Below are 21049 nucleotides of genomic sequence, written 5' to 3' on the forward strand. Positions count from 1 at the left end.
ACGTTCCTCAACTGCCGCTGATAAACCAACACTTCAGTCGACCTGAAAACTCACGAAGTCCCAGATCCAGCCCAGCTGTGCGAGCGATGCGCGAGGTCACCGCCGATGGACACACCAGCTCAGCAAGACATGGACCACAGAACGGCCCGCCCCCAGCGGCGCGGAGTGCTGATACTCCTCGCGGCCGGCGCCGCGGCGTTCACCCTGACGGCAGGCCTCGCCACGCCACTCAACCCGGCGCCGCAACAGGCCAACGCCATGCCCCAGGCCGCCGCCAAGGCCAACGCCGACAGCGGCAAGAAGAAGACCCTCACCGTGGCCGTCGCGCAGAGCGTCGACTCGCTGAGCCCGTTCCTGGCGACGCGCCTGGTCAGTACGAGCATCCTCCGCCTGATGTACGAGTACCCGACCAACTACGACCCGAAGGACAACCACGTCATCCAGGGTTTCGCCACCAAGTGGAAGCCCTCGGCCGACAAGCTGACGTGGACGTACACCATCCGCTCCGATTCGAAGTGGTCGGACGGCAAGCAGGCCACCGCGCACGACGCCGCCTTCACCTTCAACAAGATGATGACGGACGACGCGGCGGCGACCGCCAACGGCTCGTTCGTCGGCAACTTCAAGAAGGTCACGGCGCCCAGCGACACCAAGCTCGTCGTCGAGCTGAAGAAGCCGCAGGCGACGATGACGTCCCTCGACATCCCGATCGTGCCCGAGCACATCTGGAAGGACGTCAAGGACTACTCGAAGTTCAACAACGACGACAAGTTCCCGATCGTCGGGAACGGTCCGTACATCGTGACCGGCTACAAGACCGACCAGTACGTGAAGCTGAAGCGCAACCCGGAGTTCTGGCGCAAGACGAAGACGCCGCAGTTCGACAACATCGTCTTCAAGGCATACAAGGACCAGGACGCCGCGGTCGCCGCCCTGCGCAAGGGCGAGGTCTCCTTCGTGGCCGGCTCCCCCGCCCTGACGCCCGCCCAGGCGGCGTCCCTCAAGGGCGAGAAGAACATCAAGGTCAACGAGGGGCCCGGCCGCCGCTTCTACGCGATCGCGGTGAACCCCGGCTGGAAGACCAAGGGCGGCAAGAAGTTCGGCGACGGCAACCCGGCCCTGCTCGACGAGAAGGTGCGCCAGGCGCTGTTCAAGGCCGTCGACACGAAGGCGATCGTCGACAAGGTCTTCCAGGGCCACGCCGTGCGCGGCCAGGGCTACATCCCGCCGCGCTTCCAGGACTACTACTGGCAGCCCTCGGGTGATCAGCAGCTGGGCTACGACCCGCAGGCCGCGGGCAAGATGCTCGACGACGCGGGCTACAAGATGAAGGACGGCAAGCGCGTCGGCAAGGACGGCAAGCCGATCAACCTGCGGATGCTGTGCCACGCCACCGACCCCAACGACAAGGCGGTCGGCAAGTACCTCAAGGAGTGGTGGGGCAAGATCGGCATCGGCCTCAAGCTCAACTGCGTCGACGACGTCTCCGTGCCCTGGTACGCCGGTGAGTACGACCTCGCCTTCGACGGCTGGTCGGTCAACCCGGACCCGGACTTCGTCCTCGGCATCCACACCTGCGCCGCCCTGCCGAGCAAGCCGAAGGAGGTCGCGCAGACCGACAACGGCATCTGCGACAAGACCTACGACAAGCTCTACAACCAGCAGCTCGCCGAGTACGACCCGGCCAAGCGCGCGGACACCGTGAAGAAGATGGAGTCCTGGCTCTACGACTCCGGCTACATGAACGTCATGGCGTACCCGAACGCGGTCGAGGCCTACCGCACCGACGAGATCAAGTCCATCCAGACGATGCCCACCGCGGCCGGCAACATCTACGGCCAGGACGGGTATTGGAGCTGGTGGTCGGCCGAACCCGCTTCCGCGTCCGACAGTGAGGACAGTGATTCGTCCAGCTCCACCGGCATCGTGATCGGCATCGTGATCGCGGCGCTCCTCGTCATCGGCGGCGGAGTGTTCGTGGCCAGGCGGCGCCGGACCACGGCGGACGAGCGCGAGTAAGCGAAGCGCGGCTACGCGAGTAAGAAGACATGTGAACCATGACAGCTGACAGCACTCCGGCGCTCGCGCGGTCCGCGGATGCGCAACCCGACGGCGACCCGGCTTCGGCCGGGCCGCCGTCGGCCGCCCGCGGCCCCCGGGCCCGCAACACCAAGGCGTACGTCCAGTACGCGCTCACGAAGATCGGCGGCGCGATCGTCTCGCTCTTCGCCGTCCTCGTCACGAGCTTCTTCCTGTTCCGGCTCATCCCCTCCGACCCGGTCAAGCAGATGACCGGCGGCCGCAAGGTCTCATCGGAGCAACTGCAGAACCTGCGCCACCAGTACGGCCTCGACCAGCCGATGTGGAAGCAGTTCACGTCGTACATCGGGGACGCGCTCTCCGGTGACTTCGGGATCTCGTTCCAGTTCCACACCCCGGTCATGGACAAGATCCTCGACGCGCTCCCGGCGACGCTGCTGCTCACGGGCACGGCGTACGTGCTGTACTCGGCGCTCGGCATCTGGCTCGGCACGCGTACGGCGTGGCGCAACGGGTCGCGCAGCGACCGCTTCAACACGGCCTTCGCGCTGACCCTGTACTCGGTCCCGGCGTTCTGGCTCGGCCTGCTCCTCATCATCGTCTTCGCCGTCGGCATCGGGCCGATCCCCGGCATGTTCCCGACGGGCGGCCTCGAATCGGGCGGCGAGACCGGGATCGCGTACGTCCTCGACGTCGCGCACCATCTGATCCTGCCGGTGATCACCCTGGTCGCGGTCGGCTACGCGCAGACGCTCCTCGTCATGCGCTCCTCGCTGCTCGACGAGATGGGCAGCGACTATCTGACGACCGCGCGCGCCAAGGGCCTCAGGGACGACCTGGTGCGCCGCAGGCACGCGGTGCCGAACGCGATGCTGCCGACGTTCACGCTGATGTTCGTGAACCTGGGGCATGTCGTCGCGGGGCAGATTCTCGTCGAGACGGTCTTCTCGTGGCCGGGTCTCGGCGGGCTGTTCTACTCGGCGCTCTCCGTACCCGATCTGCCGCTCGTCCAGGGCCTGTTCTTCGTCTTCGCCACCGCGGTGATCCTCGCGAACACCCTCGCCGACATCCTCTATCCGCTGCTCGACCCGAGGGTGGGCCGATGACGACGACCGACACAGACACCGGGACCACGCCCGCGAAGACACCGAAGGCGCCCAGCGCCCGCTCCCTCGCGCGCGCCCGCAAACGCCAGTCCCTGGCCCGCTTCTGGAAGTCCTACCGCGCGCACCGCAGCGGCCTGTGGGGCCTCGGACTGCTGATCCTGATCGCGCTGATCGCGGTCCTCGCGCCGGTCCTGGTCGGCTCGGACGCGCAGAGCGTCACCGACGCGCCCGGCGGCCCGCTGGAGGGGCCGAGCGGCGAATTCCCGCTGGGCACCGACCAGTTCGGCCGCAGCGTGCTCGCCCTCCTGGTGTACGGGGCGCGCATCTCGCTCACCGTGGGCCTGCTCGCGGCGTTCCTGTGCGTGGCCATCGGCACCGTCATCGGCATCGTCGCGGGCCACTTCCGCGGCTGGTACTCGACGGTCCTGATGCGCGTCACCGACTGGTTCCTGGTCATGCCGACGCTGGTCCTGGCCATCGCGCTCGCGACCGTCATGGACCGCTCTATGTGGACGGTGATCATCGCGATCGGCGTGACGACCTGGCCGACGACCGCGCGCCTGGTGCGCGCCCAGACCCTCTCGGTCGAGGCGCGCCCGTACATCGAGCGGGCGCGCGCGCTCGGCGGCAGCCACAGCCACGTCATGACCCGGCACGTGCTGCCGAACGTGATGCCGCTGGTCCTCGCCCAGACCACGATGATCATTTCCTCGGCGATCCTGACCGAGGCGACCCTCGCGTTCCTCGGCCTGTCCGACCCGACGGTCACCTCCTGGGGCGGCATGCTCCAGGACGCGCGCGAGGCGGGCGCGGTCAGCGCGGGCGACTGGTGGTACCTGGCACCGCCCGGCATCGCCATCGCCATCGTCGCGCTGTCCTTCACCCTGTGCGGCCGCGCGGTCGAATCCGTCCTCAACCCGAAGCTGGGGGTGCGCTCATGACGCTTCTTGAGGTACGGGACCTGACGGTGACGTACGCCGGCGGGGCGCAGGCCGTCCGCGGCGTGAACCTCACCGTCGAGGCCGGGCAGAAGCTCGGCATCGCGGGCGAGTCCGGCTGCGGGAAGTCCACACTGGCGCTCGCGCTCCTGCGGCTGCTCCCCAAGGACGCCAAGGTCACCGGCGAGATCCTGCTGAACGGCGAGGACGTCCTCGCCATGAAGTGGGGCCGGGTGCGGGCCGTCCGCTGGGCGGGCGCCTCGATCGTCTTCCAGGGCGCGATGCACTCGCTCAACGCCGTGCACCGCGTCGGTGACCAGATCGCCGAACCGATCCTCCTGCACAAGAAGGCGACGCAGGAGGGCGCGAAGAAGAAGGTCGGCGAACTGCTCGAACACGTGGGCCTCCCGGCGGCGCGCGCGAACGCCTACCCGCACGAGCTCTCCGGCGGCCAGCGCCAGCGCGTCATGATCGCGATGGCCCTCGCCTGCGATCCCGAACTGATCATCGCCGACGAGCCGACGACGGCCCTGGACGTGATGATCCAGGCCCAGATCCTGCGCCTGATCGAGCAGTTGGTGGCGGAGGAGAACCTCGGCCTCGTCATGATCAGCCACGACCTGGCGGTCCTCTCCGACACCTGCGACCGGCTCGCGGTGATGTACGCGGGCCGCGTCGTCGAGGAGGGCCCCGCCCTCCAGGTCTACGAGGACGCCGTGCACCCCTACGCGAAGGCGCTGTCGGGAGCGTTCCCGACGATCGGCGACCCGGCGTCCCGGTTCGCGCCGCGCGGCCTGCCCGGTGACCCGCCGGACCCGTCGGCGCTGCCGTCCGGCTGCACGTTCCACCCGCGCTGCCCGGTGGCGCTCGACGTGTGCGCGAGCGAGGACCAGGAGCTGCGGGTGGCGGGCCCGGAACGGCGTGCGGCGTGCGTGCACGTGGGCTCAAGTGACGCCTTGGGCACGGAAGTCGAAGCAAGGAGCACCACGGCATGACAGAAACGCTGCAGACGCCCGAGGTGTCGAAGGACGCGCGGCCGCTGCTCAGCGCCGATCGGCTGCACGTCACGTTCCCCGGCCGGCGCGGCGCCGCCGAGGCGCGGGCCGTGGACGGCGTCGACCTGGACATCGCGCCGGGCGAGATCGTGGCGCTCGTCGGCGAGTCCGGCTGCGGCAAGACGAGCCTGGCGCGCACCCTGCTCGGCCTGGAGAGGCCGACGTCCGGCAGGGTCACGTTCGCGGGCGAGCCGCTGGGTTACGCCTCGAAGGCCCTCAAGTCGTACCGCAAGCGCGTCCAGTTGGTCCTCCAGGACCCGAGCGGCTCCCTGAACCCGCGACACACGGTGTACGACGCGGTCGCCGAGGGCCTGCGCATCCACGGGTACGCGGGCGACGAACGCGAGGCGGTCGCCAGTGCGCTGTCGCGCGCGGGGCTTCGCCCTCCGGAGCGCTTCTTCCTGCGCTACCCGCACGAGCTGTCGGGTGGCCAGCGCCAGCGCGTGGTCATCGCGGGCGCGCTGGTCCTCGACCCTGAGCTGATCGTCGCGGACGAGCCGGTGGCGTCCCTGGACGCTTCCGTACGGGGTGAGATCCTCGCCCTGCTGCTGCGCCTGCGGGACGAGTTGGGCCTGTCCGCGCTCGTGGTCACGCACGACCTCGGCCTCGCGTGGAACATCGCGGACCGGGTGGCGGTGATGTACCTGGGCCGCATCGTGGAGACGGGCCGGGTGGAGGACGTGCTGACCTCGCCTCAACACCCGTACACGCAGGCCCTGTTGTCGGTTCTCCCGGAGGCACCGGGCGAACCGGTGGTCCTGACGGGCGAGCCTCCGGACCCGTCCCGCATCCCGGGCGGCTGCCGCTTCCACGCGCGCTGCCAGGTCCTGGTGGACGGCCGGGCGGAGGCGGCGGGGGTCGCCGACGCGTGCCGGACGGTGGACCTTCCGGTGCTCACGGGGGCGACCACGTCGCAGGTGGCGTGCCATTGGGCGACGGCCGGGACGGCGGACTCCGACCGCGACCGCTGAGTGAGGTGCCTGCTCGGAAAAGTGTCGCAGTTATACGTACAACTGCGACACTTTTCCGAGCACAGCACCTCCCCCGACCACTCAGCCGAACATGCCCGGCACGTAGTCGCCCGCCGGCTGCTGGGTCATCACGTTGAACCGGTTGAAGGTGTTGATCATGGCGATGCAGCCGACCAGCGCGCCGAGCTGCGCCTCGTCGTAGTGCTTGGCGGCCTTCTCCCACACCTCGTCGGAGACGCCGGCGCTGTCCGCGATGCGGGTGCCCGCCTCGGCCAGCTCCAGGGCCGCCTTCTCGGCCTCGGTGAAGACCTTGGCCTCGCGCCAGGCGGCGACCAGGGCGAGCCGGACCGCCGTCTCACCGGCCTCGGCGGCGTCCTTGACGTGCATGTCCAGACAGCCCGAGCAGCCGTTGATCTGACTGGCCCTGATCATGACCAGGTTCAGCGTCGGCGTCGGCACGCCGGAACCCTCGGCGGCCCTGCCCGCCGCGATGACATGCTTGAGCATCTTGCCGAGGACCGGATTCTTGAAGAGGTCGAGTCGCGGTTCCATGAGGGGCTCCTTCGCACTCCGTCATAAGTGGTGACACCACTACGACGGAGCGCCCCGCCCCGATGTGACACACCCGGACGTGACCTGGGTCACGTCGGTGCGGTTCAGGCCCTGGTCGCCTCGATGAGCTCACGCGCCTGCTTCACGTCGTCCGCGATCGCGGCAACCAGCTCGTCGAGCGACTCGAACTTGGCCATCCCGCGCACGAACGCCACGAACTCCACGGCGACGTGCAGACCGTAGAGATCGAGCCCGACCCGGTCGATGGCGTACGCCTCGACCGTGCGCTCCGTCCCGTCGAACTGCGGGTTCGTGCCTACGGAGATCGCCGCGGGCATCGCCTCTTCGTTCACGTACAGCCACCCCGCGTAGACCCCGTCGGCCGGGATCGCGGTGTGCGGAAGCGTCTCGACGTTGGCGGTCGGGAAGCCGAGCTCGCGCCCGCGCTGCGCACCGCGCACGACGACGCCCTCGACGCGGTGCGGACGGCCGAGGATCTCGGCGGCGCCCAGCACGTCGCCCTCGGCGACGAGCCGCCGGGTCAGCGTGGACGAGAACGGCTGACCGTCACCGGCCGAGCCGCTGACGTACAGATCCACGACCTCGACCGCGAAGTCGTACGTCGGTCCCTGCTCGGCCAGGAAGTCGACATTGCCCGCGGCCTTGTGCCCGAAGCGGAAGTTGGGGCCCTCGACGACCACCCGCGCGTGCAGCTTGTCGACGAGCACCTTCGCCACGAATTCGGCGGGCGACAGCTTCGAGAACTCGGTGGTGAACGGGAGGATCAGCACCGCGTCCACGCCGAGCTCGGCCATCAGTTCGGCGCGCCGGTGGTGCGGGGCGAGCAGCGGCGGGTGCGAGCCCGGGCGCACGACCTCGCTGGGGTGCGGGTCGAAGGTGACCACGACCGCCGGGATGCCGAGCTCACGCGCCCGCTCCACGGCCCGCCCGATGATCAACTGGTGCCCGCGATGCACCCCGTCGTAGGAGCCGATGGTGACGACGCTGCGCCCCCAGTCCTGGGGGATGTCCTCCAAGCCACGCCAGCGCTGCACGGTGATTGCCCCTCGCAAACCTGAGTCCGACCGTTTCGACCGTTGCGTCTCTCTACCGGATACGCAGGTCTAAGAGTGCCATGCCGCCCGCCCGCGCTTCGCATCGGGCGGGCCGCGACGCTATGCGGGTACCCGCACCCCTGCGAGGCGCTCGATCATGCGCCGGGAGCTCGGGCCGAGGAGCTCCGCCCACTCGCGGGGCGCCTCCGCCAGCCACCCCGCCACCAGGCCCGCGAACCCCGGCACGGACCGCGCGAGCTCCACGAGCAGCCGGTCGAACCCGGACGGCCCTTCCGGCGTACGCACCCGCAGCATGCCCGTGCGGTGCACCAGGTCCCGCGTCCTGGCCTGCCCGCGCCGCGCCGCGTCCCGCGCGGCGGCGCACAGCAGCGCGTCGAGCACGGCGGGGTCCCGCTCGTCCTCCAGCAGTACGTCGAGCAGCTCGGCCCGCAGCGCGCGCGACGCGGTCGTTCCGGGCGCGGCGAGCACCCGCGCCAGGGCGCCGCGCACGACCGGGGGCCGCTCCGACACCAGGCCCACGACCAGCGGGTACATCACGGCCCGCGCACCGTCCTCGTGCTCGAGGCACCGGTCGACGAACGCCGCCACGTGCCCGGCCGCGGCGTCCGGCCAGTCCTCGGCGAGCTCTCGCACGAGCGCGGCGGCTCGCCGGGCGTGCGCGGGTTCGGTCAGCTCGGCGAGAGTGCGCAGGATGTCCCCGAGGCCGGGTCCCGGCTCCCGCAGCCGCGCCTGGAACGCCGTGAACACGGGTTCCGGGTGGGTGGCCACGGCCGGGGCGAGCGCGTCGGCGGACACCTGCGCGTCGCCCGCGGTGAATCGCTCAAGCGCCCGCGCCAGGTACGCGGGCCGGGAGTCCGGATCCCGTACGAGGAGGGCGAGCGCGGCGCCGTGCAGCGCCGGCTCGGAGGGCCGCTCCAGCAGCGCGAACGCGGTGTACCGCAGCAGCTCCCGGTCGGCCGCGTCATAGATCCGCGGGGCGATCCGCGCGGCGTACGCGGCGGCGGCGACGCGCCGGTCGGGACGCTCGTCGTGGGCCCAGCGGTCGACGGCCCGGCACAAGGCGGACGGTTCCTCGTCGGCCAGGGTGGCGAGCAGCTCGTCGGCGCGCGGATGGGCGCGGTTGACGAGGGCCTCGACCAGGCCGTCGAGGTCGCGGTGGCGGTGGGTGTGCAGCAGGGCCTGGGCGGCGTCGGCGACGGTGGCGTCGGGCAGGGCGGGCAGCGGCCGCTCGTCGTCGAACCAGCGCGTCAGCCGCTGCTGTACGCGGCGCGGCTCGGCGGCGAGTGCGTCCGCGACGGCGTCCAGGCACCGGTCGCCGGCCTCTGCGCCGTCCTGCACGACGGCCCGCCGCAGCAGTTCGAACCGGGTGTCGTCGTCCACGGAGATCCGCGTCCAGAACTCTCCGCCGAAGCGGGCTCGCTCCGCGATCACCTGGAGCACGTCCCGGTACAGGTGCGCGTCCGGAACCCGCACGAGCACGCTCCGCACCAGCTCGACCCCCCACCACTCGGCCTCCAACACCTCGGGGCTCCGCCCCGAACCCCGCGCCTCAAACGCCGGCGGGGCTGAAAGGCCGGGGCTCCGCCCCGTACCCCGCTGCTCAATCGCCGCAGGGGCTTGATGGTGCCGTGCCGCCTTGGGCAATCTGCCGCCTTGGGCGGCAGGGTGGGCAAGGCGGCCCCCGGTGCGGCCCGCAGCCGCGTCAGGCGCACACCCCGCCGCAGCCAGATGCCCCCCGGCGCAGCCCGCACCCATGTCAGGCCCCGACCCCCTCGCAGCCACCCGCTCCCCCGCACCCGCGTCAGCCACCCGCAAGGCCCACGGCAGCAACTCCCGCAACCGAAGCTCCAGTTCGGCGCTACCCATGTTCCGCTCGATCAAGAGCAAAGCGCGCACCACCGGCCCCGCCCGATGCCGCGGCACAGGAAACCCGTCCCCCCGCCGCCGGAACACCAGCGCCTCCAACGCCCCGTCCACATCCAGATGCATCCCCTGGATCCAGTCCGCGACCTCCTCGTGCGCGAACCGGAACCCGTCCCCCGCCGGCACCAGCACCCCCTCGGTCAGCACCGCCGACGCCCACCCGGACACCCCGTCCCGCGCCGCCCCCCACGGAAACAGCTCCTCGAACGACTCCCGGTCCAACTCCCCCTGCCCCGGCCCAAGACTCCGCCGCGCGGCCTCGTGCACCTGCCCCGCCACCCGCGCCGCCAGCCTGCGCACCCCACTCCCCCGTACTCCGGAGGGCGCGGCCAGCCGGACCGCCACGCGCAGGCACATGAGGTCCAGGTACGCCGCGAAGATCTCGTCCCGGTCGGGACACCCGGCCACACTCCCTGGCAGCGCCGCCCGCACCTCGCTCAGCAGCCGCAACGACAGCGGATGCCCGGCCTCCCGCTCCGCGAGCGCCCCCTCCGGCACGCCGAGCCGCTCCCGCGCCAGCCGCGCCGCCTCCCCCACGAGGTCCCCGATCCGTACACAGGGAGGCAGCGCCCCGGCCTCCGGCCCGTACAGCACGTCCGCGCCGAACAGCGCGCCCGCCTGCTCCCAGTACTCGGCACGGCACGCCACCACCAACCGCACCCCGCACGCCGCGAGCCACCGCTCGGTCCCCCGCGACCAGGCGCTCAGGCGGTGCGCGAGCACGGGCGGCATCTCCTCGGGCCCGTCGAGCAACAGCACGAGCGGCCGCCCGGTCTCCCGGGCGACCTCGGCGATCCGCTCGGCGGAGATGTCCCCGACGTCCCCGGTGACCACGCCCCCCGCGACCGCCTCCTCCCGCGACGCCGCCACGATCCGGCCCGCGCGCGCGAGCGCCCGCCCCACCGCCTGCGCCACCGACGCGTCGTCCTCGCTCAGGTCCGCGCCCCGCAGCCACACCGTGGGAGCGGCGCCGTCCCCCTCGGCACGCCGCTCGGCGAACGCGGCGAGTTCCGTGGTCCGCCCGCTCCCCGGGTCCCCGACGAGGGCCAGCACCCGCGCGTCCCCGGCAGCCCCCGCCGTGAAAGCGTCCAACTCCCGGACCACATCCGGCCGTTCGACCGGCTCGGGACCGCCCGTCCCCGGCCCGTCGCTGCCCACCGAGATCCCGGCCAGCTGCAACGCCCCACCGAGATTCAGATCGTCCCCGTACGCGGGCACGGCCGCGGCATTGCGCGCGAGCAATTCGGCGAGCGGCCCCCGCCCACCCGCACTCGCGGCGGTCATCCGCAGCGGCACCGCGAACCCCGCCGCCCGATGCCCGTGCCCGGCCCGCAGCGCCGTACCGAGCACCGCGACGACGGCACCCGTACGCGCGTCGAGCACAGGACCGCCCGCGGCCCCGCCCCCCACACGCAGCGCATCCGCCCCGTCCGTACCGACGGCAAGCTCCAGGACGCCGTCCAACAGGTGACTGCGGCCCCCGGCCACGTACGCGACCGGCGAGCGCCCGAGGACACGCGCCTCGCGCCAGCCGCCCGCGGGGATCCTGACGTACGCCCCGGCCGTCGGCGGTCCAGAGGCCGCCACCGGCAGCGGTACCGCGCCGAGCCCCTCTGTGCGCAGCAACGCCAGGTTCGCTTCGGGCAGTTCGACGATCGATGCGGGCTCCACCACACACGTCACGCCACCCGGCCCGTGCACCAGCAGGCGCCCGAGCCCGCTCACCACCTCGTGGCCGGTCACGACCGTCCCCCGGTCGTCCGCCGCGAAGCCCGCGCCGCGCGGCCGCCCGGCCAGATCGCTGATCCGTACCAGCGGCGGGTCCACCATGACGCGACCCTCCCGCCGTTCTCCTCCACACCCCGTGCATCGACGGTAGGCGCGCAATGATCAGCAGAACAGCGTCAACGGCGAACGCGCCCCCTTGCGCTCCCCCCATTCACTCCGAGCGCCCGCCCGAAGGGGTGAAGTGATCGGGCGTGCTGGATACACCCTTGAGAGGGGGAGGTGGAGCGGCGGCCACCCAAGGACCGGAACCCGCCGCTCCACCGCAATCGGTCGGGGCGGAGCTCAGGCGAACACGGCCAGGCTCTTCGCCTTCCCCCTGGACTCCTCGATCAGGGTGAGGAACTGCCCACCGGGCCCGAACACGGCGACGGGACCCGCGCCCGCGTACTCCTCGGGCACGTCCAGGCGTACGCCGTTGAGCAGCAGCTTCCCGCGGCGCTCGTCGACGTCCCAGCGCGGGAACGCGGCGGCGGCCGCCTCGGCCACCGGCATCACGGTCAGCGACTCCTGGAGCTGGTCCAGGGTGCGCGCCGAGTCGAGCTTGTACGGGCCGACGCGGGTGCGCCGCAGCGCCGTCAGATGCCCGCCGACGCCCAGCCCGGCGCCCAGGTCACGGGCGAGCGCCCTGATGTAGGTACCGGACGAGCAGACGACGGACACGACCAGGTCGAGGACCGGTGTGCCGTCCTCGGCGACCGCGTCCCGGACGTCGTACACGGCAAAGGACGAGAGCTTGACCGGGCGCGCCGGGATCTCGAACTCCTCGCCCTCGCGGGCCCGCTTGTAGCTGCGGACGCCGTTGATCTTGATGGCGCTGACCTTCGACGGCACCTGCATGATGTCGCCGGTCAGCTCGGCGATGCCCGCGTCGATGGCCTCGCGCCCGACCCCGGACGCGTCGGTGGACGAGATGAGCTCGCCCTCCGCGTCGTCCGTGAGCGTGTTCTGCCCGAGCCTGATCGTGCCCAGGTACTCCTTCTCGGTCAGCGCGAGGTGGCCGAGGAGCTTGGTGGCGCGCTCGACGCCGAGCACCAGCACGCCCGTCGCCATCGGGTCGAGGGTGCCCGCGTGGCCGACCTTGCGGGTCTTGGCGATCCCGCGCATCTTGGCCACGACGTCGTGCGAAGTGAAGCCCGACGGCTTGTCGACGATGACAAGCCCGTCGGGCGGAGGGGTGCGGTCGGACATGCTCAGGCTTCGCCGTCCTTCTCGGGAGCGTCAGCCGCGTCCTCTTCGGCATCTTCCGGCTTCTTGTACGGGTCCGCGCCGCCGGCGAAGTCGGCGCCCGCGGAGGCCTCCCGTACTTCGGCGTCGGACTGCCGGGCCCGGTCGAGGAGGTCCTCGATGGTGCGGGCGTTCTCCGGCAGGGCGTCCGCGACGAAGGCCAGAGTCGGCGTGAACTTCACGCCTGCCGCCTGACCGACCGCCGAGCGCAGGATGCCCTTGGCGCTCTCCAGGCCGGCGGCCGCCTCGGCACGCTCCTCGTCGCCCCCGTACACCGTGTAGAACACGGTCGCTTCGCGGAGGTCGCCCGTCACGCGGGTGTCGGTGATGGTGATGTGGGTGCCGAGCCGCGGGTCCTTGATCCCGCGCTGCAGCTTCTTCGCCACCACCTCTCGGATGAGGTCCGCCAGCCTCTTGGCGCGCGCGTTGTCGGCCACTGGTCCGTCTCCTTTTAAGTGCTTACGTGCTGGTTGCTTCAGTCTGCGTCAGTCGTCGTCGCTGTGGAGCCTGCGGCGAACCGAGAGCAGTTCCACCTCGGGCCGCCCGGCGACGAGTCGCTCGCAGCGGTCCAGTACGTCGGACAGGTGGCCGGTGTCCCCGGAGACCACCGCGAGCCCGATCTCGGCCCTGCGGTGGAGGTTCTGGTTGCCCGTCTCCGCGACGCTCACCGCGTACTTGCGGTGCAGCTCGGCCACGATCGGACGGACGAGGGAGCGTTTCTCCTTCAGCGAGTGGACGTCGCCGAGGAGCAGATCGAAGGACAGAGTCCCCACATACATGTGTGTGTCCGGATGTCCCGCCGGTTCGGGTTCGTATGGGCGACCGCTTCCGGCCACCGATACGGGAACGGTACACGCAACGGCCGGGGCCGATCGACGGAAATAAGTCCCGTCGACCGGCCCCAGTCGCGTATCAAGCTCAGACGCGCGGCTTCTCGCGCATCTCGTACGTCGCGATGACGTCGTCGACCTTGATGTCGTTGAAGTTGCCGAGGTTGATACCGCCCTCGAACCCTTCGCGGATCTCGGTGACGTCGTCCTTGAAGCGACGCAGGCCCACGATGTTGAGGCTCTCCGCGATGACCTTGTTGTCGCGGAGGAGGCGCGCCTTCGTGTTGCGCTTGACCTCGCCGGAGCGGATGAGAACACCCGCGATGTTGCCCAGCTTGGACGACTTGAAGACCTCGCGGATCTCCGCCGTACCGAGCTCGACCTCTTCGTACTCCGGCTTGAGCATGCCCTTGAGGGCCGCCTCGATCTCCTCGATGGCCTGGTAGATCACCGAGTAGTACCGGACGTCGACACCCTCGCGCTCGGCCATCTGCGCGGCACGACCGGCCGCACGGACGTTGAAGCCGATGACGATGGCGTCCGAGCCCATGGCCAGGTCGATGTCCGACTCCGTGACCGCACCGACGCCGCGGTGCAGGACGCGGATGTCGACCTCTTCGCCGACGTCCAGCTGGAGCAGGGAGGACTCGAGGGCCTCGACGGAACCAGAAGCGTCACCCTTGATGATGAGGTTGAGCTGCTGGACCTCGCCGGCCTTGAGCACCTTGTCCAGGTCCTCGAGCGAGACACGGCGCACGCGCTTGGCGAACGCGGCGTTGCGCTCACGGGCGGCACGCTTCTCGGCGATCTGACGGGCCGTACGGTCCTCGTCGACCACCAGGAAGTTGTCGCCCGCGCCCGGGACGTTGGTGAGACCGAGCACGAGGACCGGAGTCGAGGGACCCGCCTCCTGCACGTGCTCGCCCTTGTCGTCGAGCAGGGCACGGACACGGCCGTAGGCGTCGCCCGCGACCAGCGTGTCGCCGACACGGAGCGTGCCTCGCTGGACGAGGACGGTCGCGACGGCACCGCGGCCCTTGTCGAGGTGGGCCTCGATCGCAATACCCTGCGCGTCCTGCTCGGGGTTGGCCCGCAGGTCGAGCGAGGCGTCCGCGGTCAGGACCACGGCCTCGAGGAGGCTGTCGATGTTCTCGCCCTGCTTGGCCGAGATGTCGACGAACATGGTCTCGCCGCCGTACTCCTCGGCGACCAGGCCGTACTCGGTCAGCTGACCGCGCACCTTGGTCGGGTCGGCACCCTCGACGTCGATCTTGTTGACCGCGACGACGATCGGGACCTCGGCGGCCTTGGCGTGGTTCAGCGCCTCGATCGTCTGCGGCATGACGCCGTCGTTCGCCGCGACCACGAGGATCGCGATGTCGGTCGACTTCGCACCACGGGCACGCATGGCGGTGAACGCCTCGTGGCCCGGGGTGTCGATGAAGGTGATGGCGCGCTCGCTGCCATTGACCTCGGTCGCGACCTGGTAGGCACCGATGTGCTGCGTGATGCCGCCGGCCTCGCCCGCGATGACGTTGGTCTTGCGGATCGCGTCGAGCAGTCGCGTCTTACCGTGGTCGACGTGACCCATGACGGTCACGACCGGCGGACGCGCCATGAGGGCCTCTTCGCCGCCCTCGTCCTCACCGAACTCGATGTCGAAGGACTCGAGCAGCTCGCGGTCCTCCTCCTCGGGGGAGACGATCTCGACCGCGTAGTTCATCTCGTCGCCGAGAAGCTGCAGCGTCTCGTCGGAGACCGACTGCGTGGCCGTGACCATCTCGCCGATGTTCAGCATGACCGCGACGAGCGACGCCGGGTTGGCGTTGATCTTCTCGGCGAAGTCGGTGAGCGAAGCACCACGCGACAGGCGAACAACCGCGCCATTGCCGCGAGGCAGCATCACGCCGCCGACCGACGGGGCCTGCATGGCCTCGTACTCCTGGCGCCTCTGCCGCTTCGACTTGCGACCGCGACGCGCGGGACCGCCGGGACGACCGAAGGCGCCCTGCGTGCCACCACGGGCACCCGGACCACCGGGACGGCCACCGAAACCGGGACGGCCACCGAAGCCGCCGGGACGACCGCCGCCGCCACCACCGGGACCACCGGGACGACCGGCGAAGCCGCCGCCACCGCCACCGGGACCACCGGGACGACCGGCGAAGCCGGGACGACCGCCACCGCCGCCACCGGGACGACCGCCACCGCCACCGGGGCCACCGCGACCGCCACCGCCACCCGGACCCGGCCGCGGGCCCGCTGCGGGACGCTGCGGCATCATGCCGGGGTTCGGACGGTTGCCGCCGCCACCGCCGGGACGCGGACCGGCCGCGCCGGCGCCGCCTGCCTGCGGACGGGGCATGTTGCCCGGGCTCGGACGGTTTCCGCCCTGACCCTGCGGACGGGGGCCACCCTGGCCGCCACCCTGCGGGCGCGGACCGCCCGGGGCACCCTGGCCGCCGGGACGCGGGGCGCCGCCGGGACGGGGCGCCTGCGGGCGCGCCATGCCGGTGGAGCCACCAGAGGTGAAGGGGTTGTTGCCCGGACGCGGGCCCGACGGACGGGCGCCACCGGGACGCTGGCCCTGGCCACCGGGACGCGGGGCGCCCTGACGGTCGCCACGGTCACCGCGCTGGCCACCCTGGCCCTGGCCACGGTCCTGACCGGGGGCCGGACGGCCCCCGGGCTTCGGGGCGCCGGGACGCGGAGCGGACTGGCCGGCGGGCTTCGGGGCCGCGGGGGCCTCCGAGGCGGCGGGGGCCTGGAACTCCGGCGTGCTGGGTGCCGGGGAAGCGGGCTTCGGGGCCGGCTTCGGGGCGGGCGTCGGCCGCGGACCCGGGGTCGCCGGAGCGGCCGGGGCAGCGGACTTCTCCGCGACGGGGGTTTCCGCAGCGGGCTTCTCCGCGACGGGGGTCTCCGCGGCGGGCTTCGGCGCAGCCGGGCCCGGACGCGGGGCGGCAGGCCTGGCGGCCTGCGCGGGAGAGGGGGTGGGACGCGGCGCCGCGGGCTTCGCGGGGGCGTCCTTCTTGGCGGCGGGCTTCTTGGCCGCGCCGTTGGTGCCCTGATTCAGGGCGTCAGTCAACTTGCGTACTACCGGCGCCTCGATGGTCGAGGACGCCGAACGTACGAATTCACCGAGTTCTTGGAGCTTGGCCATGACGACCTTGCTCTCTACGCCGAACTCCTTGGCGAGCTCGTATACCCGGACCTTAGCCACTTCGCTCCTTTTAGGTCCGGGTTACGCCGGACCGTCGCTACTTCATGGGCGTACTCATCGCGTGCTCATCGAGTGCTCATCGCAATCTCGACCTACTTCCAACTCGCGGAATACCAGGGCCGCACGGGGGTCCCGTACGGCGCTTCTTACGGTGTTGCCTGCTCGACGCGGTGGCGCAGGGCCGCCGTGTCGAACGGTCCAGGGGCCCGATAAGCCCTCTGGAACGCCCGGCGGCGGACCGCCAGGTCGAGACAGGCCAGGGCGGGATGCACGTAAGCACCCCGGCCGGGCAGCGTACCGCGATCATCGGGGACGCACTGTCCCTCGATCACCACGATCCGCAGCAGTTCGCTCTTGGCCGCTCGCTCCCGGCATCCCACGCAGGTTCGCTCAGGGCATGCGCGGGCATGCGTCCGACCAGACACGGTTAAGTCTACCTCCCCGTACCGACCTCACCCCTTTGGGGTAAAGGTCGAACGGTTGGCTCGTCACATACTGTCGTGATCCAAGCGCCGAGCGCTCGGAATTATTCCCCTTCGGGAGCACCCTCGGGAGAGCCGCCCTGCTCGGTGTCCGGGCGGATGTCGATGCGCCAGCCGGTGAGCCGGGCCGCGAGCCGGGCGTTCTGCCCCTCCTTGCCGATGGCAAGGGAGAGCTGGTAGTCGGGCACCGTCACGCGGGCCGAGCGGGCCGCGAGGTCCACGATCTCGACCTTGGAGACGCGGGCCGGGGACAGCGCGCTGGCGACCATGTCGGCCGGGTCGTCGGACCAGTCGACGATGTCGATCTTCTCGCCGTTGAGCTCGCCCATGACATTGCGCACACGCCCGCCCATCGGGCCGATGCAGGCGCCCTTGGCGTTGAGCCCGCTCCGGGTGGAGCGCACGGCGATCTTCGTGCGGTGGCCGGCCTCGCGCGCGATGGCGCAGATCTCGACGCTGCCGTCGGCGATCTCCGGCACCTCGAGCGCGAAGAGCTTCTTCACGAGGTTCGGGTGCGTACGGGACAGGGTCACGGAGGGGCCGCGGACGCCCTTGGCGACGCGCACGACGTACGAGCGCAGGCGCAGGCCGTGCGGGTACTCCTCGCCGGGTACCTGCTCCTGCACCGGCAGGATGGCTTCCAGCTTGCCGATGTCGACCAGCACGTTCTTCGGGTCGCGGCCCTGCTGGACCTGGCCCATCACGATGTCGCCCTCGCGGCCCGCGTACTCGCCGAGCGTCGCGTCGTCCTCGGCGTCGCGCAGCCGCTGCAGGATGACCTGCTTCGCGGTCGTGGCGGCGATCCGGCCGAAGTCGGAGGGGGTGTCGTCGAACTCCTTGGCCTCCTGGCCCTCTTCGAGGTCCGCCGGGTCCTCCGTCGCCCACACCGTCACATGGCCGCTGTCGCGGTCCAGCTTCACGCGGGCGCGACGGAAACTGCCGTCGGTGCGGTGGTAGGCGATGAGGAGGGCCGACTCGATCGCTTCGACCAGCAGATCGAAGGAGATCTCCTTCTCACGGACCAGCCCCCGCAGGGCACTCATGTCGATGTCCATGGCTACGCCTCCTCTTCTTGTTCTTGAGCGTCGTTGTCGTCGCTGTCGTCGTTCTTGTTCTTGCGGTTGAACTCGACCTGGACCCGCGCCTTGGCGAGGTCGGCGAAGTCGAGCCTTCGGGAGGTGGGCTTGCGCCCCTTCACTCCCGGTACTTCCAGGTCCAGGCCGTCGTCGTCGACCTTGAGGATGCGCGCGACCAGCTCGGACTCGTCGTTCAGTTGGAACTTCACGAGGCGGTCCGTCGCGCGGATGTAGTGGCGGTGCTCGGTGAGGGGGCGCTCGGCGCCGGGCGTACCGACCTCGAGCTCGTACTCGCCCTCGCCCATGGCCGCACTGCTACCGGGCTCGTCGAGCTTCGCCGAGAGCGCGCGGCTCACATCGGCGATCGCATCAAGGTCGGCGCCCTCGTCGGAGTCGACGACGACGCGCAGCACACGCTTGCGTCCGACCGAGGCCACTTCGATCTCTTCGAGTTCGAGCCCCTGCGAGGTGACGAGCGGTTCCAGTAGTTCCCGCAGCCTCTCGTTCTGGGTGGTGCTCATCCGGGTGACTCCTCGGCCGCGTGTGCTGTTGTGGTTACTGACTTTCCTTGCGCGTCAGGTCAAAGGGTATCCGGTCCAGGGGGGTGTTGCCGTCCACCCGTGCAACGGCGGCGGTACGGTGATCACGACCGCTCCCCCTCGATCGAACCTGATCAGTTCCGATCAAGGCGCCGCCCGCCGAAAGCCCTCTCCCCTCCCGCCTCTTCGCCTCCTGAGGACGCCTGCCGTGCCGCTGCCCCCTCTCGCCCGCTCCGGGCCACGACGTAGGACTCTGCTCGCCTCGCTGGCCGGGGCCGCGCTGCTGACCGGCTGCTCGGACGCCGAAGGCGGCGCCGACGGTGGCAGCGGGGCGCCCGCCGCCGCGCAGGAGAAGCGGCTGCGGACGCGGGCGGCGCAGGAGAGCACGGACCTCCTCGGCCAGTACGACCGGGCGGTGTCGGCCCGTCCGGCGCTCGCGGAGCGGCTGAACCCGCTGCGGGCCGAGGTCGAGCGGCACGTGAAGGCGTTCGGCGGGGCGCGCCGGGCGTCGGGCGCCGGAGCACCCCCGGGCAACAAGTCGGCCGCGGCGCCGACCTCCGAGAAGGACATCCTCAAGGCGCTCTCGGTGGCCGAGCAGCGACTCTCGGACCGCCGGATGTCCGCGCTCGTGGACGCTCCGGGCGAGCTGGCGCGGCTGTTCGCGTCGGTGGCGGCGGCCGGGGCCGGGCACGCGTATCTGCTGTCGGAGGACGGACAGGAATGAGCGAGAACGAACTGCTCGCGGCGGTGCAGGCGGCGCTGCGGGCCGAGCACGCGGCGGTGTACGGCTACGGGGTCGTCGGCGGCCGGGTCGGCGAGGACCGCAGGGGCCGGGCCCGGGACGCGTACGACGCGCACCGCGCCCGCCGTGACGAACTGCGGCGCACAGTGCGCGACTTGGGCGGAAATCCCGAGGAGTCCGCGGGGGCGTACGCGCTGCCGTTCCCGGTACCCGACGCGTCGGCGGCGGCCCGGCTCGCCGCGGACATCGAGAGCAGGGTCGCCGGCGTCTACTCGGATCTCGTACGGGCGGCGAGCGGCGAGCGGCGCCGGAGCGCGGCCGACGCACTCCGTGAGGCGGCGGTCCGTGCCGTGCGCTGGGGCGGCGGCAGCGTAGCCTTCCCTGGGCTCTCCGAACGGGCCGCGGCGCCGACCGCATCGTCGTCGGCCCCGTCCTCTTCTGAGGACCCCAGCACGTAGGCAGATCTGGAAGGAAATCCCCGCGCATGGCATCCGCGCCCCTGGCATTCGAACCGCCTCCGCGTCTCGTGAACGCGCTCGGCGAGGTGCGTGACGACGGGGCGTCGGCGTGGCTCGACCGGGTCGGCGCGCTGCTCGACGGGGCGGCGGCACGGCGCGATGTGACGGTGCAGCGGGTGCATGTGCCCGGGGGCCGCAGCAGCCTGGTCGCCCACGTGCGCAGGGCGGACGGCTCACCGGCGATCCTGAAACTGGCGCCCGAGCGGTTCCGCCCGGAGGCGGAGCGGGCGGCGCTGACGCACTGGGACGGCTTCGGCGCGGTGCGGCTGCTCGACCCGGGCGTGAACGACGGCGCGCTCCTCCTGGAACGCCTCCACCCGGAGGTCTCCGTCCGTACGCTGCCGGAGGCGAAGGCGCTCCTGGAGGCGGCGGGCACACTGCGCCGCCTGTGGGTGGACCCGCCCGAGGGGCGCAACTGCGAGACCGTTCCGGAGCGCACGGGGCGTCAGGCGGTCGGGATGCGGGCGACGGTGGAGGCGTTCCCCGACGTGGCGCCGCTGATCGACGCGGCCCTCGGGACGCGGGACGAGCTGGTGGACTCGGCTCCCGAACTCCGTTTGCTGCACGGTACGTTCCGGCAGTCCAAGGTGCTGTCCGGGGAGCGGATGCCGTGGCTGGCGGTCGGGCCCGACCCGGTCGTCGGCGAGACCGCGTTCGACCTGGCGCGGCTTGTGCGTGACCGGGTGGAGGACCTCATCGGGTCGCCGTCGGGGCCCGCGATCACGCGGCGGCGGGTGAAGCGGCTCGCGGAGTCGCTGGAGGTGGATCCGGAGCGGTTGCGGGGGTGGACGTTGTTCCGGGCGGTGGAGTCGGGTGCGCGGGCACTGCGCGTGGGGCGGCACCAGGACGGCGAGAACCTGTTGGAGTTCGCGGGCTGGTTGTGAGGCGGGCCCCCCGCCCCCACGCCACGGGGCTCCGCCCCGGACCCCGCGCCTCAATCGCCGGCGGGGCCCGGGCAAATCAAGCCCC

18 protein-coding genes are annotated in these 21049 nt (G+C 71.5%); 8 read left to right on the plus strand and 10 right to left on the minus strand.

Features of this window, described 5'->3' with window-relative positions; translation table 11 throughout:
• Positions 1–129 precede the first annotated feature (129 nt).
• The 5 genes from ABT004_RS10420 to ABT004_RS10440 are packed head-to-tail and all read left to right on the plus strand — an operon-like array spanning position 130 to position 6110.
• A complete protein-coding gene (locus ABT004_RS10420) occupies positions 130–2019 on the plus strand; it encodes an ABC transporter substrate-binding protein (RefSeq protein WP_351333791.1) in 1890 nt (629 codons plus the stop codon).
• Positions 2020–2057: 38 nt separating this feature from the next.
• Positions 2058–3146: an ABC transporter permease gene (locus ABT004_RS10425; RefSeq protein WP_351333793.1), complete on the plus strand. Its 1089-nt coding sequence runs from the start codon at positions 2058–2060 to the stop codon at positions 3144–3146.
• Entirely contained in the window at positions 3143–4087 is a 945-nt protein-coding gene (locus tag ABT004_RS10430; RefSeq protein ID WP_351333796.1) for an ABC transporter permease, read from the plus strand. The genes ABT004_RS10425 and ABT004_RS10430 overlap by 4 nt, the downstream gene beginning before the upstream one ends.
• On the plus strand, positions 4084–5079 hold the full coding sequence (locus ABT004_RS10435; RefSeq protein WP_351333799.1) for an ABC transporter ATP-binding protein: 996 nt from the start codon (positions 4084–4086) through the stop codon (positions 5077–5079). Before ABT004_RS10430 ends, ABT004_RS10435 begins: the two co-directional genes overlap by 4 nt.
• Positions 5076–6110, plus strand: a complete 1035-nt coding sequence (locus ABT004_RS10440; protein ID WP_351333802.1) for an oligopeptide/dipeptide ABC transporter ATP-binding protein — start codon at positions 5076–5078, stop codon at positions 6108–6110. Before ABT004_RS10435 ends, ABT004_RS10440 begins: the two co-directional genes overlap by 4 nt.
• 81 nt (positions 6111–6191) lie before the next feature.
• Here ABT004_RS10440 and ABT004_RS10445 read toward each other — a convergent pair whose 3' ends face one another.
• From ABT004_RS10445 to rimP, 10 genes are all read right to left on the minus strand, one after another.
• On the minus strand, positions 6192–6662 hold the full coding sequence (locus tag ABT004_RS10445; RefSeq protein WP_351333804.1) for a carboxymuconolactone decarboxylase family protein: 471 nt from the start codon (positions 6660–6662) through the stop codon (positions 6192–6194).
• Between the two features lie 104 nt (positions 6663–6766).
• Positions 6767–7717: a bifunctional riboflavin kinase/FAD synthetase gene (locus ABT004_RS10450; RefSeq protein WP_351333807.1), complete on the minus strand. Its 951-nt coding sequence runs from the start codon at positions 7715–7717 to the stop codon at positions 6767–6769.
• A 120-nt stretch (positions 7718–7837) separates the two neighbouring features.
• Positions 7838–11491, minus strand: a complete 3654-nt coding sequence (locus tag ABT004_RS10455) for a trypsin-like peptidase domain-containing protein (RefSeq protein ID WP_351333809.1) — start codon at positions 11489–11491, stop codon at positions 7838–7840.
• Positions 11492–11731: 240 nt separating this feature from the next.
• Positions 11732–12637 (minus strand): tRNA pseudouridine(55) synthase TruB, encoded by a 906-nt coding sequence (gene truB / locus ABT004_RS10460; RefSeq protein WP_351333811.1) that lies wholly within the window; start codon positions 12635–12637, stop codon positions 11732–11734.
• A 2-nt stretch (positions 12638–12639) separates the two neighbouring features.
• Positions 12640–13110: a 30S ribosome-binding factor RbfA gene (gene rbfA / locus ABT004_RS10465; RefSeq protein WP_351333813.1), complete on the minus strand. Its 471-nt coding sequence runs from the start codon at positions 13108–13110 to the stop codon at positions 12640–12642.
• 48 nt (positions 13111–13158) lie between these two features.
• Positions 13159–13452, minus strand: coding sequence for a DUF503 domain-containing protein (locus tag ABT004_RS10470; RefSeq protein ID WP_351333816.1), 294 nt, complete (start codon positions 13450–13452; stop codon positions 13159–13161).
• 139 nt (positions 13453–13591) lie between these two features.
• Positions 13592–16723, minus strand: a complete 3132-nt coding sequence (gene infB, locus ABT004_RS10475; protein ID WP_351333819.1) for a translation initiation factor IF-2 — start codon at positions 16721–16723, stop codon at positions 13592–13594.
• A gap of 146 nt (positions 16724–16869) precedes the next feature.
• Positions 16870–17148 carry a YlxR family protein gene (locus ABT004_RS10480; RefSeq protein ID WP_266714798.1) on the minus strand — a complete coding sequence of 93 codons (279 nt, stop codon included), beginning with the start codon at positions 17146–17148 and terminating at the stop codon, positions 16870–16872.
• A gap of 101 nt (positions 17149–17249) precedes the next feature.
• Positions 17250–18260, minus strand: a complete 1011-nt coding sequence (gene nusA, locus ABT004_RS10485; protein ID WP_351333822.1) for a transcription termination factor NusA — start codon at positions 18258–18260, stop codon at positions 17250–17252.
• 2 nt (positions 18261–18262) lie between these two features.
• The gene (gene rimP, locus ABT004_RS10490) at positions 18263–18802 is read right to left on the minus strand and encodes a ribosome maturation factor RimP (protein WP_351333825.1); all 540 of its coding nucleotides are present in this window, start codon (positions 18800–18802) and stop codon (positions 18263–18265) included.
• Positions 18803–19028: 226 nt separating this feature from the next.
• On the opposite strand from rimP, the gene ABT004_RS10495 reads away from it, so the two are divergent.
• From ABT004_RS10495 to ABT004_RS10505, 3 genes are read left to right on the plus strand one after another with little or no spacing between them, the layout of a single operon-like run.
• The gene (locus tag ABT004_RS10495; RefSeq protein WP_351333828.1) at positions 19029–19544 is read left to right on the plus strand and encodes a hypothetical protein; all 516 of its coding nucleotides are present in this window, start codon (positions 19029–19031) and stop codon (positions 19542–19544) included.
• Positions 19541–20020 (plus strand): ferritin-like domain-containing protein, encoded by a 480-nt coding sequence (locus ABT004_RS10500; protein WP_351333830.1) that lies wholly within the window; start codon positions 19541–19543, stop codon positions 20018–20020. The genes ABT004_RS10495 and ABT004_RS10500 overlap by 4 nt, the downstream gene beginning before the upstream one ends.
• 41 nt (positions 20021–20061) lie before the next feature.
• Positions 20062–20964 carry an aminoglycoside phosphotransferase family protein gene (locus ABT004_RS10505; protein ID WP_351333835.1) on the plus strand — a complete coding sequence of 301 codons (903 nt, stop codon included), beginning with the start codon at positions 20062–20064 and terminating at the stop codon, positions 20962–20964.
• Positions 20965–21049 lie beyond the last annotated feature (85 nt).

Source organism: Streptomyces sp. NPDC002790 (genome assembly GCF_040295505.1).
Classification (GTDB): Bacteria; Actinomycetota; Actinomycetes; order Streptomycetales; family Streptomycetaceae; genus Streptomyces.

Coding starts and splice junctions, on each gene's coding strand:
- ABT004_RS10420 (WP_351333791.1), top strand. CDS start 130: ATGGACCACAGAACGGCCCGCCCCCAGCGGCGCGGAGTGCTGATACTC.
- ABT004_RS10425 (WP_351333793.1), top strand. CDS start 2,058: ATGACAGCTGACAGCACTCCGGCGCTCGCGCGGTCCGCGGATGCGCAA.
- ABT004_RS10430 (WP_351333796.1), top strand. CDS start 3,143: ATGACGACGACCGACACAGACACCGGGACCACGCCCGCGAAGACACCG.
- ABT004_RS10435 (WP_351333799.1), top strand. CDS start 4,084: ATGACGCTTCTTGAGGTACGGGACCTGACGGTGACGTACGCCGGCGGG.
- ABT004_RS10440 (WP_351333802.1), top strand. CDS start 5,076: ATGACAGAAACGCTGCAGACGCCCGAGGTGTCGAAGGACGCGCGGCCG.
- ABT004_RS10445 (WP_351333804.1), bottom strand. CDS start 6,662: ATGGAACCGCGACTCGACCTCTTCAAGAATCCGGTCCTCGGCAAGATG.
- ABT004_RS10455 (WP_351333809.1), bottom strand. CDS start 11,491: ATGGTGGACCCGCCGCTGGTACGGATCAGCGATCTGGCCGGGCGGCCG.
- truB (WP_351333811.1), bottom strand. CDS start 12,637: ATGTCCGACCGCACCCCTCCGCCCGACGGGCTTGTCATCGTCGACAAG.
- ABT004_RS10470 (WP_351333816.1), bottom strand. CDS start 13,452: ATGTATGTGGGGACTCTGTCCTTCGATCTGCTCCTCGGCGACGTCCAC.
- nusA (WP_351333822.1), bottom strand. CDS start 18,260: ATGGACATCGACATGAGTGCCCTGCGGGGGCTGGTCCGTGAGAAGGAG.
- rimP (WP_351333825.1), bottom strand. CDS start 18,802: ATGAGCACCACCCAGAACGAGAGGCTGCGGGAACTACTGGAACCGCTC.
- ABT004_RS10500 (WP_351333830.1), top strand. CDS start 19,541: ATGAGCGAGAACGAACTGCTCGCGGCGGTGCAGGCGGCGCTGCGGGCC.